Origin of the sequence: Pseudomonas sp. W3I7 (assembly GCF_030816095.1) — a bacterium.
GTDB classification, from domain to species: Bacteria; Pseudomonadota; Gammaproteobacteria; order Pseudomonadales; family Pseudomonadaceae; genus Aquipseudomonas; species Aquipseudomonas salomonii.
In genome coordinates, this window is the sequence record NZ_JAUSXP010000001.1 from 5,026,059 (window position 1) to 5,041,336 (window position 15,278).

Consider the following 15,278-nt stretch of genomic DNA (forward strand, 5'->3'; position numbering starts at 1 on the left):
CCCTCGCCACAAAGGTTTCTACCACTTTCTGCTTGTCACACCTTGTCTCATCTTCGGTTATGCTCGCCCTTCGTCGTGAATGAACGGAGCCCCCATGACCGCTGCCCGCCTGTTTCTCCCCTTGAGCCTTGCCCTGCTGGCCGGATGCGCCAGTGCCCCCAAGCAAAACGTCAGCGTGGATAACCAGAGCGCCTGCCCGCTCCAGCTTAAAACCGGACAAAACCTGATCCTCACCTTGCCGAGCAACCCCACCACCGGCTACCGCTGGGCCATCCAGGATTCCGCCGGCGGCGTGTTGCGTGCATTGAGCCCAGAGGTCTACAGCAGCAGCGAATCCGGTGTGATCGGGGGCGGCGGCCAGTCGACGTGGCGCTTCCAGGCCTTCGCAGCCGGCCAAGGCCGTTTGCGCCTGACGTCCCAGCAGCCCTGGGAGCCGGAAGCCGAACCTGCCGAAACCTTCGACTGCGCCATTACGGTGAACTGATATGCCATGGCTGATCCTCGCGCTGATGGGCGCCGGCACCTTTATCTATGGTCTGACCACCCACGCAACCCTGTTGTGCCTGCTGGTCAAACCTCTGCCGGTGCTGGCACTGCTGGGCTGGTTGCATGATGCGCCGCCCACCGACTATCGACGCTGGATCAGCCTGGGGTTGATTTTTTCCCTGGTCGGCGATGTGCTGCTCGCCTGGCCGGGCGACCTGTTTATCTTTGGCCTGGGCGCGTTCCTGTTTGCGCACCTGGCGTATTTGAAAGCGTATTTCAGCGATTGCCGCCGCCTGGCGGTGTTGCCCTTGGTATTGGCGCTGGTGGTCGGCGCGATTTTGTTGAGCATCCTGATTTCCCACGGCCTGGGCGACTTGCTGGTGCCCGTGGTGGTTTACGCGCTGGTGATCAGTGCCATGCTCTGGCGCGCACTGGCGCGGTTGGGCAGTGAGGTGCCGAAACGCTCGGCCTGGCTGGCGGCAGCGGGGGCGGTGTCGTTTGTGTTTTCCGACACGCTGATCGGCATCAATCGGTTTGTGCTGGCCTTCGATGCGGCGCCGTATTTGCTGATCATCACCTACTGGCTCGGCCAGTGGGGCATCACGGCCTCGGCTTTCCATCAGACAACCCGCGCACACGAGGGCCAACTTGGCTAAAATGCCGGCCTTTCCCCCTCGTCGCCGGAACAACCGTGAGCAAAGAACCCGATCGCCTATTCGCCCAGCCCCTGCCCCAGGTGCCGGACTTCGCCTTTAACGAGGACGTGGTGCGGGTGTTCCCGGACATGATCAAGCGCTCGGTGCCGGGCTACCCGACCATCGTCGAGAACCTCGGCGTGCTGGCGGCGCAATTTGCCCAGCCGGGCAGCGTGCTCTACGACCTCGGTTCGTCCCTTGGCGCAGTGACCCAAGCCTTGCGTCGCCATGTGCGTACCGACGGCTGCAGAGTGATTGCGGTGGATAACTCCGCAGCGATGGTCGAGCGTTGCCGCGAATACCTCAACGGGCAAGACTCGATGTTCCAGGAGTTGCTGCCGGTTGAGGTGGTCGAGGGCGACATTCTCGCGCTGCAATTCCAGCCTGCTTCGGTGGTGGCGTTGAACTTCACCCTGCAATTTATCGCGCCCGACCAACGCCTGGCGTTGCTCGGGCGTATCCGCCAGTCACTGCTGCCGGGCGGTGCGTTGATCCTCTCGGAAAAGCTGCGTTTCAACGATCCCGAAGAACACGCGCTGCTCACCGACCTGCATATCGCGTTCAAACGCGCCAACGGCTACAGCGAACTGGAAATTGCCCAGAAGCGCAGCGCCATCGAAAACGTCATGAAGCCCGACAGCCTCGAAGAACACCGCGAACGCTTGCTGGCGGCCGGGTTCTCGAAAGTCGTGCCGTGGTTCCAGTGTCTTAACTTTGCCTCGTTGATTGCCTTGCCATGATTGATTTGTCCCCCCTCGCCCGCCATTTGGTCGGCACTCCTCTGGCCGTGTGGGCCCAGGGCCTGCAAGCGCAGCTCGACAGCAAGATGGAAAAGGGTCATGGCGACCTGGAGCGCTGGCAGAGTGCGCTGGACGCACTGCCGCAGATCCAGCCCAGCGACGTCGATTTATTCAATGGCCTGACGCTGGATACCGATTGCGACGACGCTACCCGCGCGCAAATGCACACCGCGCTGATGGGCCTGAGCCCGTGGCGCAAAGGCCCGTTCAACCTGTTCGGCGTGCATGTGGACACTGAATGGCGTTCGGACTGGAAGTGGTCACGGGTGGCGCCGCACCTGGATTTGAAGGGCAAGCGCATCCTCGATGTGGGCTGCGGCAACGGGTATTACATGTGGCGCATGCTCGGCGCGGGCGCCGACAGCGTGATTGGCGTGGACCCGAACTGGCTGTTTTTCTGCCAGTTCCAGGCGGTACAGCGCTACTTGTCCGAGCCGAAGGCCTGGCACTTGCCGTTCCCGTTTGAAGACCTGCCGTCGAACCTGGAAGGCTTCGATACGGTGTTTTCCATGGGCGTGTTTTATCACCGCCGTTCGCCGATCGAACATCTGCTGGCGCTCAAGGACACCCTGGTCAAAGGCGGCGAGTTGGTGCTGGAAACCCTGGTCGTGGACGGCGATCAGCAGCAAGTGCTGGTGCCGGAAGACCGCTACGCACAGATGCGCAACGTGTGGTTCCTGCCGTCGGTGCCGGCGCTGATGTTGTGGCTGCGCCGCGCAGGCTTCAGCGATGTGCGTTGCGTGGATGTGAGCGTGACCACGGTTGAGGAACAGCGTGGCACCGAGTGGATGAAGTATCAGTCGCTGAGTGATTTTTTGGACCCGGATGATCACAGCAAGACCATTGAAGGGCTGCCGGCGCCGATGCGGGCGGTGATTATCGCCAAGAAATAAACACTGATTTCCCTGACTAAATGGGGATCAACATGTGGGAGCTGGCTCCTCGGTGTTCTTTAGAGTGTGGGCTTTGCTCTGCGGGCCTTGAAGAACTCACTCAGTACCGTGCCGCATTCCTCGGCCAACACCCCGCCTTCATACAGCACCCGGTGATTCAAAAAGCCCTGGGTAAAAAACTGCCCCTGGCTTTGCACAATCCCGGCCTTGGGCTCCAGCGCGCCATACACCACCCGTGCAATGCGCGAATGCACAATCAAACCAGCGCACATGCTGCACGGTTCCAGCGTCACATACAGCGTGCTGCCCACCAGCCGATAGTTACTGATCGCCTGTGCGGCGGCGCGGATGGCGACCATTTCGGCATGGGCGCTGGGGTCGTTGCCACTGATGGGGCAGTTAAAGCCACGGCCGATGATTTCACCGTCCTGCACCAGCACCGCGCCCACGGGCACTTCGCCCAATTCAGCGCCTTGGGCGGCAAGGGCCAGGGCTTCACGCATAAAGTGCTGGTCACGGCTGCGGTCGATAATCGCCGCGGGGCGAATCTGGCGCATCACGCCACCTCGATGGCGGCCATCAGGCCGGTTTCCATATGGTCGATCACGTGGCAGTGAAACATCCACACGCCTGGGTTATCGGCCACTAACGCCACGCGCGCACGCTCGTTTTTGCCGAGCAGGTAGGTGTCGGTGAAATACGGGATGACCTTGTGGCGGTTCGAGGCGATCACCTTGAAACTCATGCCGTGCAGGTGAATCGGGTGCTGGTACTGGGTCATGTTCTTCAATTCAAAAATATAGCTCTTGCCCTTTTCAAGCTTGGCAATCGGGCGGTCGGCGCAGGTCTTGTCGGTGATGTCCCAGGCCTTGCCATTGATCTGCCACAGGCTCGGCGGTTTGCCGTCATCCACCGACACGCTGCCGACCCACTCGAAATTGAAGTTGAGTTTCTCGGCATTGGCCAGGTCCGGCTCGGCAATCGGGTTGGCAGGCAGCACTGGCGGCCATTCGCTCGGCGCGTCGGTATTGGCGACTGAACGGAAAGTGCCCAGGCGCACCGGGCCATTGCGGATGGAGAGTTCTTCACCGGCGGGCGGTGCCTTGATCGCCAGGCAAATGCGCATGCCCGGGCCTAGCCAGTATTCCTTGCCCAAGGGGCGCGGCTCGATAGGGTTGCCGTCCAGTGCGTAGATCTGCGCTTCAACGTCGGGGATATTGAGGCGATACGTCAGGGTGTTGTCGAGGTTGAGCAAGCGCACACGAGTGATCTGCCCGGCTGGCAGGTCAATCACCGCCTGGGGCACGCCATTGATGGTCGACAATCGCCCGGCCGTGCCACCACGCGCGGCTTCACGGGGCACGCTGAAGGCGACGAATGCGCCCTCTTCGTCCACGTGCCAGCTTTTCAGGCTCAAGGTGCATTCGTGCTTGAAACCGGTGGGCTCGCGCTCTTCGACAATCAACGGGCCGACCAGGCCACGGCCGAGTTCTTCGCTGCTGTTCACGTGCGGGTGATACCAGTAGCTGCCGGCATCGGGCACGCGGAATTTGTAGTCGAAATATTCACCGGGCAGTACCGGCAGTTGTGAGACGTAGGGCACGCCGTCCATTTCCAGCGGCAGGCGAATGCCGTGCCAGTGGATGGTGGTGGCGACCGGCAGGTGGTTGATAAAACGCACCCGCAGCCACTCGCCCTGGCGCACCCGCAACTCGGTACCCGGCGCCGAGGGGCCGAACGCCCAGGCTTCGGTCTTGTGGCCGGGCACCAGCTCCACGTCCAACGGTGCGGCGATCAGTTCGTAATCGTGACCCGCTTGCGCCTCGGCGACTTTCCCCAGCCAGTAGCGATAGGCGCCCCCGGCACCGACGCCCACGACGGCCAGGCCTGCCAGGCCACCCAGGATTTGTCGACGGGAAAAGGATCGGGACACAACAACCTCACGTATCGGCCGCAGGCCAGGGGCCCGCAAAGGGCAGATACGATACACCTGCATCGGCTAAACAGTAAGGCTTCGCATTGCCGCATGGCGAAAACGCCAGGGATCTAAAGATGAGAATGGGCCAATGTGGGAGCGGGCTTGCTCGCGAATGCGGTGTGCCAGTCAGCACATGTATCGGCTGACCCACCGTATTCGCGAGCAAGCCCGCTCCCACACAAGCCCGCACACACAGGAAATATCTTGTGTCTGATCAGTGCTTGGCAGCCGCCAGAATCAGGGCTTTCATCTCGGCAACCGCGCCTTTGAAACCGACGAACAGCGCATGCGCCACCAGCGCGTGGCCGATGTTCAGCTCGTTGATGCCCTTGATCGCGGCCACGGCCTCGACATTGTGGTAGTGCAGGCCATGGCCGGCGTTGACGATCAGGCCTTCACTGAGGCCGAACTTGACGCCGTCAATGATGCGCTGCAGTTCCTCGGCCACTTCGGTGGGCGTGGTGGCATCGGCGTAACGGCCGGTGTGCAGTTCGATCGCCGGCGCGCCAACGCGACGCGAGGCTTCGATCTGGCGCTCGTCGGCGTCGATGAACAGCGACACTTCGCTGCCGATCTTAGACAGGCGCTCGACCGCCGCCTTGATCCGCGCTTCCTGGCCGGCCACGTCGAGGCCGCCTTCGGTGGTGAGTTCCTGACGGGTTTCCGGCACCAGGCAGATGTGCGCCGGGCGGATGCGCTCGGCGAACGCCATCATTTCTTCGGTGACGCCCATCTCGAAGTTCATGCGGGTTTGCAGCACGTCCTTGAGCACCAGTACATCGCGCTCCTGAATGTGACGGCGGTCTTCGCGCAGGTGCACGGTGATGCCATCGGCGCCCGCTTCTTCGGCGTCCAGCGCGGCCTTGACCGGGTCGGGGTAACGGGTGCCCCGGGCCTGGCGCAGGGTGGCGACGTGGTCGATGTTGACGCCAAGAAGAATGCGATTGCTGGTGGTCACGGAAGCGCTCCTGAAAAGGGAAAGAAACGCTGCACAGCATACACGGGGTTGTCAGGGCTTTCGAAACAACTCGCGACTGACCAGCGGGCGCCCGCCCAGATGCACGGCCAGCGCCTGGCGCATCAAGCGTTTGGCCGCGGACAAGGCGCCTGGCGCCGTCCAGTCCGCTTCGCTCATGGCCAACAGTTCGGTGCCCTGGAACAGGCCCGGTTGCAGCAGGTACACGCGCTCAAGCCCGGCGTCGACTTGCAGGCGGTACATGCCGTCGGCGGCGATGGGATCGCCGTGCAGGTCATTGCTCAGTTCGAAGCCGTAGCCCAAGTCATCGAGCAGCCGCCATTCGAAGGCGCGCAGCAGCGGCTCCAGCGGGCGCCCTTCGGCCAAGGCCAAAAGCGTGGCGGCATAGTGATCGAAGACTGCGGGGTGTGGGTCTTCGGCGGGCAGCAGGCGGATCAGCAGCTCATTAAGGTAAAGCCCGCTGAACAGCGCTTCGCCATTGAGCCAGGCCGAGTTGCCGACACTTTCCAGGCGACCGACGTTTTTCAACTCACCCTTGCCACGAAACTCCACGTCCAGCGCCACAAACGGACGTGCCAGCGTACCCGCCTTGCCCCGCGCACTGCGCAACACCGCGCGCAAGCGGCCTTGGGGCGTGAGGAAATCCACCAAAGCGCTGGTCTCGCGATAGGCGCGGCTGTGCAGGACGTAGGCAAGTTGGCTGGGAGGTGGGGTTTGGGACATGAGACGGGGAATCTCTAAAGAAGGAGAGCGCTTTTGTGGCGAGGGAGCTTGCTCCCGCTGGGCTGCGAAGCAGCCCCTATACCAGCCATCGAGTTATAGCTGAAAAAACTCGCCGGCCTTGTTGGGGCCGCTTCGCGGCCCAGCGGGAGCAAGCTCCCTCGCCACAAAACGCCCGTCCGCCATCAGGCGAAGGGTTACAGGTCGCCGTAGCCCAGGGAGCGCAGCGCGCGCTCATCATCGGACCAACCACCTTTAACCTTCACCCACAGGTTAAGCATGATCTTGGAATCAAACAGCAATTCCATGTCCTTGCGCGCTTCGGTGCCGATGCGCTTGATGCGCTCGCCCTTGTCGCCAATGATGATTTTCTTCTGGCCGTCACGTTCAACGAGAATCAACGCATGGATATGCAGGGTTTTGCCCTGCTGCTTGAACTCTTCGATTTCGACGGTGATCTGGTACGGCAGCTCGGCGCCCATCTGGCGCATGATTTTCTCACGTACCAGTTCGGCAGCCAGGAAGCGGCTGCTGCGGTCGGTGATCTGGTCTTCCGGGAAGAAGTGCTCGTTCTCCGGCAGGTGCTCGGCGATCACGCGTTCCAGGGCGTCCAGGTTGTGGCCGTGCTGGGCCGAAATCGGCATGATCTGGGCGTTCGGCAGTTGTTCCTGGAGCCAGCTCAGGTGCGGCATCAGCTCGGCTTTGTCTTCGATGCGGTCGGTCTTGTTCAGCGCGACGATCAACGGGCCGGTGACGTACTGCACACGTTCCAGAACCATCTGGTCTTCGTCGGTCCACTTGGTGCGGTCGACCACGAAGATCACCACGTCGACGTCTTTCAACGCCGCCGAAGCGGTTTTGTTCATGTAGCGGTTCAGCGCCTTCTCGCCACCTTTGTGCATGCCTGGGGTGTCGACGTAGACCGCTTGCACGGTGCCTTCGGTCTTGATGCCCAGCATGTTGTGGCGGGTGGTCTGCGGCTTGCGCGAGGTAATCGCCAGCTTCTGGCCGAGGATGTGGTTCAGCAGCGTGGACTTGCCCACGTTCGGGCGGCCGACGATGGCAACATAGCCACAGCGTGTTGCGGTTGAATCAGTCATGGCCATTCTCCACGCCCAGGGCAATCAGTGCTGCAGCGGCCGCTACCTGTTCGGCAATACGACGGCTCACACCCTGACCTCGGCTTTTTTCATTCAATAAGGTGATTTCACATTCCACGAAAAACACGCGGCAATGCGGCTCACCCTGGATATCCACCACTTCGTAGCGTGGCAGTTCACAACCACGCGACTGCAGGTACTCCTGCAGGCGGGTCTTGGGATCTTTGTTGGTGTCGACCAGCGTCAGGCTCTCGATCTCCGACGCCAGCCAGGCGACTACGCGCTCTTTGGCGGTCTCCATGCCTGCATCAAGGTAGATCGCACCGATCAACGCTTCGAGGGCATCGGCCAGGATCGACTCGCGACGGAAACCGCCGCTTTTCAGTTCGCCGGAACCCAGGCGCAGGTACTCGCCCAGGCCGAAACCACGGGCCAGCACGGCCAGTGTCTCGCCTTTGACCAGGCGTGCACGCAGGCGTGACAGCTGGCCTTCGCGCGCTTGCGGGAAACGCTCGAACAGCGCCTCACCGGCGGCAAAGTTGAGGATGGCATCACCGAGGAATTCCAGGCGCTCGTTATTGCGCCCTGCAAAGCTGCGGTGTGTGAGGGCAAGGACCATCAATTCCTGATCCTTGAAGGTGTAGCCGAGCTGGCGCTCGAGACGGCTTAGAGAAACGCTCACGGTTTACCCATATCTGTTTGGTGGCACCGGCGGCCATCGACGATTGACGCAGTGTTCAAATTCAAATCCTGATTGGTACAGCAAGGGGTTGGGCCATTGATTGTCCCAACCCCAGAAAAGCATTCGGCGCTGTGTTCACAGCGCCGCCTGTATTACTTGATCAGCCCGACCCGCGAGAAGTTCGGCAGGTGGCTGAGCTTGGGCTCCGGCCAGCTCATCCAGACCGCAAAGGCCTTGCCGACAATGTTCTCGTCGGGAACCATGCCCAGCAGGTCCTTGGGAATATTAGGGTCATCCCAATACCGGCTGTCGTTGGAGTTGTCGCGGTTGTCGCCCATCATGAAGTAGTGCCCGGCCGGCACTTTCCATTCGGTGTCTGGCGGCGAGCGGTATCGACTCATTTCCTTGCGGATCTGGTGCTCGACCGCGCCGAGTTTTTCCTGATACAGCTCAGCGCTGCCCAGGGTGTTCGGCTCGGTGCCGATCAACTTCTCGGCTACCGACTCACCGTTGACGAACAGGCGCTTGTCGCTGGTGTAGCGAATCACATCGCCCGGCAGGCCGACGACACGCTTGATGTAGTTGACGTTCGGGTCGCTTGGGTAGCGGAACACCATCACATCGCCGCGCTGCGGATCACCGACCGGGATGACCTTCTTGTCGAGCACCGGCAGGCGGATCCCGTAGGAAAACTTGTTCACCAGGATGAAGTCGCCCACGTCCAGGGTGGGTTTCATCGAGCCCGAAGGGATCTGAAACGGCTCCACCAGGAACGAACGCAGCACCAGCACGATGAACAACACCGGGAAGAACGACTTGCCGTATTCAACCAGCAAAGGCTCTTTGTTCAGTTTCTCGATCGCCACCGCATCGGGCTGGCTGACGCTGCCCTGATACGAGGCGATCGCCGCCCGCCGACGCGGGGCGAAGAACACCAGATCGAGCAACGCCAGGAGTCCGCAAACGGCAACGGCGATGACCAGCAACAGCGGGAAATTTAGTGACATAGGACCTAACTATCCAACCTGAGCACTGCAAGGAAGGCTTCTTGTGGAATTTCCACGTTGCCCACTTGCTTCATGCGTTTTTTACCGGCCTTTTGCTTCTCAAGCAGCTTGCGCTTACGGCTTACGTCACCGCCGTAGCATTTGGCCAGTACGTTCTTTCTGAGTGCCTTGACGGAGGTCCGTGCAATGATCTGCCCGCCAATGGCGGCCTGGATCGCGACATCGAACATCTGGCGCGGAATCAGTTCTTTCATCTTTTCGGTCAACTGGCGACCTTTGTAGTGCGCGTTGTCCTTGTGCACGATCAGTGCCAGTGCATCCACCTTGTCGCCGTTGATCAGCACATCCAGTTTCACCAGATTAGCCGATTGGTAACGGTCGAAATGGTAATCCAGCGAAGCATAGCCGCGACTGGTGGATTTGAGACGGTCGAAGAAGTCCAGAACCACTTCGTTCATCGGCAAATCGTAGGTCACCTGCACCTGGGTACCGAGGAACAACATGTCGTGCTGCACGCCACGTTTTTCGATACACAGGGTAATAACGTTGCCCAAGTGCTCCTGCGGAACCAGGATATTGGCCCGCACGATCGGCTCGCGCATGTCTTCGATGGAGGACAGATCCGGAAGCTTGGACGGGTTGTCGACGTAAATCGTTTCACCGGTTTTCAGCGCCAGCTCAAAAATAACCGTTGGCGCCGTGGTGATCAGGTCAAGGTCGTATTCGCGCTCGAGGCGCTCCTGAATGATCTCCATGTGCAACATGCCCAGGAACCCGCAGCGGAAGCCGAAGCCTAGGGCGTCGGAGCTTTCCGGGGTGTACTGCAACGACGAGTCGTTGAGGGTGAGCTTCTGCAGCGCTTCGCGGAAATCTTCGAAGTCGTCGGAGCTGACCGGGAACAGGCCGGCGTAAACCTGTGGCTGGATGCGTTTGAAGCCCGGCAGCACGTCGACGTCAGGGGTGGAGCTCAAGGTCAGGGTGTCACCCACCGGCGCACCGTGAATGTCCTTGATACCGGCGATGATGAAGCCCACTTCACCGGCCTTGAGGTCGGTGGTAGCAGTGTGTTTCGGGTTGAACACACCGACGCTGTCCACCAGGTGGATCTTGCCGGTGGATTTGACCAGGATCTTGTCGCCCTTTTTCACACGGCCGTGGCGCACGCGTACCAGGGAAACAACGCCCAGGTAGTTGTCGAACCAAGAGTCGATGATCAACGCTTGCAGCGGATCTTCGTAGTTGCCGGTAGGCGCAGGAATGGTCTTGACCAGGCGCTCGAGCACTTCGTCAACGCCCAGGCCGGTCTTGGCGCTGCACTCGACGGCGTCGGTGGCGTCAATGCCGATGATTTTTTCGATTTCTTCTTTAACGCGGTCAGGATCGGCCTGGGGCAGGTCGATCTTGTTCAGTACCGGCATGACCTCAAGGCCCTGCTCGATCGCGGTGTAGCAGTTGGCCACGGACTGGGCTTCAACGCCCTGGCCGGCATCGACCACCAGCAAGGCACCTTCACAGGCCGCCAGCGAACGGCTGACTTCGTAGGTGAAGTCAACGTGGCCGGGGGTGTCAATGAAGTTCAGCTGGTACTTGATACCGTCTTTTGCGGTGTAGTACAGGGTAACGCTGTGGGCCTTGATGGTGATGCCGCGCTCGCGCTCGAGGTCCATGGAGTCCAGTACCTGGGCTTCCATTTCACGCTCGGCAAGGCCGCCGCACATCTGGATGAATCGATCGGCCAGCGTCGACTTACCATGGTCAATGTGGGCGATGATGGAGAAATTGCGGATATGACTCAAATCACTCACGGATCAACACTCAAAAAGGCTGCAGGCAGATTGCCCGCTGAAAAATAGCCGGGAATTGTACCTGATGCTCGGGCCGGGCGTCATCTTTGCTGACCAGAACAAAAATGCCCCGCTCATAGGAGCGGGGCATTTTTTGTGTATAAGCGCGGTATCAACCGGCCCGGCGCAACAACCAGAACCCGGCCACGGCACAAATAGCCGTCGGCACCAGCACCGCAAACAGCGGCGAGAAACCGAATACCAGGCTCGACGGCCCAAGCAGGTCCTGGGCGATGCGGAAGGTAAAGCCCACCAGCACGCCGGTAAACACCCGCTGGCCGAGCGTTACCGAACGCAGCGGACCGAAGATGAACGAAATAGCCATCAACACCAGTGCGGCGGTGACCAGCGGCTGCAACACCTTGACCCAAAATGCCAACCAGTAACGGCCGTTGTTCAGGCCCTGATCCTTGAGGTAGTGGATATAACTCCACAAACCGGAGATCGGCAGGCTTTCCGGGATCATGACCACGGTATTGAGCAGTTCCGGCTTCAGGGCAATGTCCCACTGTTCGGACGGCACATTGATCACTTCGGTGTAGGCCTTGGTGCCCTGCCCCACATTACGGAAGTACGTCGTGGTGACATCGTACAGCTCCCATTTCCCCTCGTCGTACTGCGCACGCCTGGAGAAACTGGAGCTCAGCATATGCCGCTCTTTATCGAACGTATAACGCGTCACCCCCACCAACAAACCGCCCGGCTGCACGGCGTTGATGTGGATAAACTCATCACCCTGGCGGTGCCACAGGCGCGTGCCTGGCGCTCTGCGCATCCCCCGAACCCTGGGCCAGGGCACGATTGGCCTGGGCTGTGGCTTCGGTCGGTGGCGCTACGTACTCACCGATCAACACACTGCACGCCATCAGCAACAGCATGGGTTTCATGACCGCCCAGACGATGCGGCCGATGGAAACGCCCGCCGCTCGCATGATGGTCAGTTCGCTGCTGCTGGCCAGGCTACCCAGGCCGATCAGGCAACCGATCAGCGCCGCCATCGGCATCATGTCGTAGAGACGACGCGGTGCGGTCAGCGCCACGTAGCTCAGTACGTTGGTGACCGTATAGGTGTCGGTGACGTTGCTCACTTCATCAATAAAGGCAAACAGGCAAGCCAGGCCAAGGATGATGCCCAATACCGCCAGGATGGCGATCAGTACGCTGCTACCAATGTAGCGGTCGAGCTTAGCCACGAGCCAACTCCTTCAGGCCACGACGGCTCTTCATTTTCAAACGGATAGGTTCCCAGTAGAGCAGCCCCAGGCCGATCGCCAGGAAGATCCCGTGCACCCACCACAGGCCCAGGGCTGGCGACAGCTTGCCCTTCTCCAGGGAGCCACGGGCAGAAATCAGGATGGTCAGGTAAGCCATGTACAGCAGGATCGCCGGCAACAGCTTGAGGAAGCGGCCCTGGCGCGGGTTGACCCGCGACAGCGGCACGGCCATCAACGTCACGATGAACACCAGCAGCGGCAGCGAGACTCGCCATTGCAGCTCGGCAACGGAGCGCAGGTCGGGATTACCGATCAGCGATAGCGTCGGCAGTGCATCGCGGTCGGTGACCTCTTCACTGATGTCCGGTTTGGCCAGCATTACGCCATAAGTGTCGTATTTGACCGCGCGATATTCCGCCAGCCCAGGGCTGCCGTCGTAGCGATAGCCGTTTTCCAGGATCAGGTAGCGGTTGCCGTCAGCGCGTATTTCCTGGCGGCCGCTGTTGGCTACCAGAATCGAAATACCTCGGTCTTTCTGGTTCAGGCCGAGGTTTTTCTGCGAGATGAACACACCGCCCAGGTTAGAGCGATCGTCGGTCATGGTTTCGGTATAGGTGACCCGCGTGCCATCGTTGAGCGCCTGGAAGCGCCCGGGCTCGAGGGTATCGAACTCGGTCATCGCGTCCTGCTTGTTCAGCAGCAGCTGGAACTGCATGGCCCCCTGGGGCGCCAGGCTCATGCTCAACCAGGCCACCACCAGCGCAACGCCGGTGGCCGGCACCATGGTCATGGCCAGCAGACGCTGCTGGCTCATGCCGGTGGCCGAGAGCACGGTCATTTCGCTTTCAAGGTAAAGCCGGCCATAGGCCAGCAAAATGCCGAGAAACAGGCCAAGGGGCAGGATCAACTGCAGGAAACCCGGCAGGCGAAAGCCCATGATCAGGAACAACGAGCCCGGATCCAGGGCGCCCGAGGCCGCCTGGGCGAGGAATTTGACGAAACGACCACTCATGGTGATGACCAGCAATACCGCACTCACGGCACTCAGGGTCAGCAGGACTTCGCGGGACAGATAACGGAAGACGATCAAACCAGACACTCCAGGGTTGTCAGGCTAAGGCGGCCAAACAAGCAAGCATACCGAGTCGACCCGCATGCACGGGCCGGCTAAAAAGATTGCGCATTATCCTGTGATTGGACTCGCCTGTCACGGTGCTTGCTCATGCGCGTGCACAAAGCGTGCTGCAAGGGTTGTCAGGCTGCTCTGGCGAGGTTCAAACTGCGGCCTTTGTCGCAGGCGGTTTACAAAGCTGCCGAGCATCAAAGCCTGCGTACAGACGCCAGGCTCACAGACCTTAAATAAGGGACCCGAAAATGGAATTGGTTGTAAAAAGCGTTAGCCCCGAAACGTTGAAAACCGCCACCCTCGTGGTCGCCGTCGGCGAAGGGCGCAAGCTCGGCGTCGCCGCCAAGCAACTGGACGAACTGAGCGGCGGCGCCATCAGCGCGGTCCTCAAGCGCGGCGACCTGGCCGGCAAAGTCGGCCAAAGCCTGCTGCTGCAAAGCCTGCCCAACCTTAAAGCCGACCGCGTTCTGCTGGTGGGCGTGGGCAAGGACGCCGAACTGGGCGACCGCCCGTTCCGCAAGATCATCAGCGGTATCCTCGCCACCCTTAAAGGCCTGGGCGGTACCGATGCGGCACTGGCCCTCGACGAAATCGTTGTAAAAGGCCGCGACAGCTACGGCAAGACCCGCCTGCTGGCCGAAAGCCTGGTGGACGGCGGTTACGTCTTCGACCAGTTCAAGAGCCAGAAGGCCGAACCGCGCGCCATCAAGAAAATCACCCTGCTGACCATCAAGGCCGCCCAGGCTGAAGTCGAGCGCGCCGTCACCCACGCCACCGCCATCGCCAACGGCATGTCGTTTACACGCGACCTGGGCAACCTGCCGCCGAACATCTGCCACCCTACCTACCTGGGCGAACAAGCCAAGGCGCTGGGCAAAGAGTTCAAGGGCCTGAAGGTTGAAGTGCTGGACGAGAAGAAGATCAAGGAACTGGGCATGGGCTCGTTCTATGCCGTGGGCCAGGGCAGCGACCAGCCGCCACGCCTGATCGTGATGCAATACAACGGCGGCAAGAAGTCCGAGAAGCCTTACGCGCTGGTGGGCAAAGGCATCACCTTCGACACCGGCGGCATCAGCCTCAAGCCGGGCGCCGGCATGGACGAAATGAAGTACGACATGGGCGGCGCCGCCAGCGTGTTCGGCACCCTGCGTGCCGTGCTGGAGCTCAAGCTGCCGATTAACCTGGTGTGCATCCTGGCCTGCGCCGAGAACATGCCGAGCGGTGGTGCTGCACGCCCGGGTGACATCGTCACCACCATGAGCGGCCAGACTGTCGAGATCCTCAACACCGACGCCGAAGGCCGTCTGGTGCTGTGCGATGCCCTCACCTACGCCGAACGCTTCAAGCCACAGGCCGTGATCGACATTGCGACACTGACCGGCGCCTGCGTAGTCGCCCTGGGCGCTCACACTTCGGGCCTGCTGGGTAACAACGACGAGCTGATCGAGCAACTGCTCAGCGCCGGCAAGGCTGCCGACGACCGGGCCTGGCAACTGCCGCTGTTCGACGAGTACCAGGAACAACTGGACAGCCCGTTCGCCGACATCGCCAACATCGGCGGCCCTAAAGCCGGCACCATCACCGCTGCCTGCTTCCTGTCGCGCTTCGCCAAGAACTTCAACTGGGCGCACCTGGACATCGCCGGTACGGCCTGGACCAGTGGCGGCAAGGATAAGGGCGCCAGTGGCCGTCCGGTTCCTCTGTTGACCCAGTACCTGCTGGATCGCGCCAAAGCCTGAAACTGAAGATTCCGGGGT

Annotated in this window: 14 protein-coding genes and 1 pseudogene; 5 read left to right on the forward strand and 10 right to left on the reverse strand. The window is 60.9% G+C overall.

The features are described from left to right. The first annotated feature begins 94 nt into the window (after positions 1-94). From QF043_RS23220 to cmoB, 4 genes are read left to right on the forward strand one after another with little or no spacing between them, the layout of a single operon-like run. Positions 95-484 (forward strand): protease inhibitor I42 family protein, encoded by a 390-nt coding sequence (locus tag QF043_RS23220; protein ID WP_056858879.1) that lies wholly within the window; start codon positions 95-97, stop codon positions 482-484. Between the two features lies 1 nt (position 485). Then, positions 486-1,142 (forward strand): lysoplasmalogenase, encoded by a 657-nt coding sequence (locus QF043_RS23225; RefSeq protein ID WP_307420327.1) that lies wholly within the window; start codon positions 486-488, stop codon positions 1,140-1,142. Between the two features lie 35 nt (positions 1,143-1,177). Next, a complete protein-coding gene (gene cmoA / locus QF043_RS23230) occupies positions 1,178-1,921 on the forward strand; it encodes a carboxy-S-adenosyl-L-methionine synthase CmoA (protein ID WP_307420329.1) in 744 nt (247 codons plus the stop codon). Continuing rightward, positions 1,918-2,874 carry a tRNA 5-methoxyuridine(34)/uridine 5-oxyacetic acid(34) synthase CmoB gene (gene cmoB / locus QF043_RS23235; RefSeq protein WP_307420330.1) on the forward strand — a complete coding sequence of 319 codons (957 nt, stop codon included), beginning with the start codon at positions 1,918-1,920 and terminating at the stop codon, positions 2,872-2,874. The genes cmoA and cmoB overlap by 4 nt, the downstream gene beginning before the upstream one ends. Positions 2,875-2,933: 59 nt before the next feature. On the opposite strand, the gene tadA is transcribed toward cmoB, so the two are convergent. The 10 genes and pseudogenes from tadA to lptF form a co-directional block, all read right to left on the reverse strand. Continuing rightward, positions 2,934-3,431: a tRNA adenosine(34) deaminase TadA gene (gene tadA / locus QF043_RS23240; protein WP_307420331.1), complete on the reverse strand. Its 498-nt coding sequence runs from the start codon at positions 3,429-3,431 to the stop codon at positions 2,934-2,936. Further along, the gene (locus QF043_RS23245) at positions 3,431-4,807 is read right to left on the reverse strand and encodes a multicopper oxidase family protein (protein WP_307420332.1); all 1,377 of its coding nucleotides are present in this window, start codon (positions 4,805-4,807) and stop codon (positions 3,431-3,433) included. The genes tadA and QF043_RS23245 overlap by 1 nt, the downstream gene beginning before the upstream one ends. Before the next feature lie 259 nt (positions 4,808-5,066). Further along, positions 5,067-5,810 (reverse strand): pyridoxine 5'-phosphate synthase, encoded by a 744-nt coding sequence (gene pdxJ / locus QF043_RS23250; protein WP_305457998.1) that lies wholly within the window; start codon positions 5,808-5,810, stop codon positions 5,067-5,069. A 51-nt stretch (positions 5,811-5,861) separates the two neighbouring features. Next, positions 5,862-6,551, reverse strand: coding sequence for a DNA repair protein RecO (recO, locus tag QF043_RS23255; RefSeq protein WP_307420333.1), 690 nt, complete (start codon positions 6,549-6,551; stop codon positions 5,862-5,864). Positions 6,552-6,745: 194 nt separating this feature from the next. Further along, positions 6,746-7,648, reverse strand: coding sequence for a GTPase Era (gene era, locus QF043_RS23260; RefSeq protein ID WP_034102340.1), 903 nt, complete (start codon positions 7,646-7,648; stop codon positions 6,746-6,748). Next, the gene (rnc, locus tag QF043_RS23265) at positions 7,641-8,330 is read right to left on the reverse strand and encodes a ribonuclease III (RefSeq protein WP_017136295.1); all 690 of its coding nucleotides are present in this window, start codon (positions 8,328-8,330) and stop codon (positions 7,641-7,643) included. The genes era and rnc overlap by 8 nt, the downstream gene beginning before the upstream one ends. Positions 8,331-8,482: 152 nt before the next feature. Continuing rightward, entirely contained in the window at positions 8,483-9,337 is an 855-nt protein-coding gene (lepB, locus tag QF043_RS23270) for a signal peptidase I (protein ID WP_017136294.1), read from the reverse strand. A gap of 5 nt (positions 9,338-9,342) precedes the next feature. Then, on the reverse strand, positions 9,343-11,142 hold the full coding sequence (gene lepA, locus QF043_RS23275) for a translation elongation factor 4 (RefSeq protein ID WP_003210439.1): 1,800 nt from the start codon (positions 11,140-11,142) through the stop codon (positions 9,343-9,345). A 151-nt stretch (positions 11,143-11,293) separates the two neighbouring features. After that, a pseudogene (lptG, locus tag QF043_RS23280) lies at positions 11,294-12,374 on the reverse strand (LPS export ABC transporter permease LptG). Continuing rightward, positions 12,367-13,485: an LPS export ABC transporter permease LptF gene (lptF, locus tag QF043_RS23285; protein ID WP_307420334.1), complete on the reverse strand. Its 1,119-nt coding sequence runs from the start codon at positions 13,483-13,485 to the stop codon at positions 12,367-12,369. The pseudogene lptG and the gene lptF overlap by 8 nt, the downstream one beginning before the upstream one ends. Positions 13,486-13,769: 284 nt before the next feature. Here lptF and QF043_RS23290 point away from each other — a divergent pair, with 284 nt between their 5' ends. Beyond that, positions 13,770-15,260 (forward strand): leucyl aminopeptidase, encoded by a 1,491-nt coding sequence (locus QF043_RS23290; RefSeq protein ID WP_056858890.1) that lies wholly within the window; start codon positions 13,770-13,772, stop codon positions 15,258-15,260. Positions 15,261-15,278: the final 18 nt, after the last annotated feature.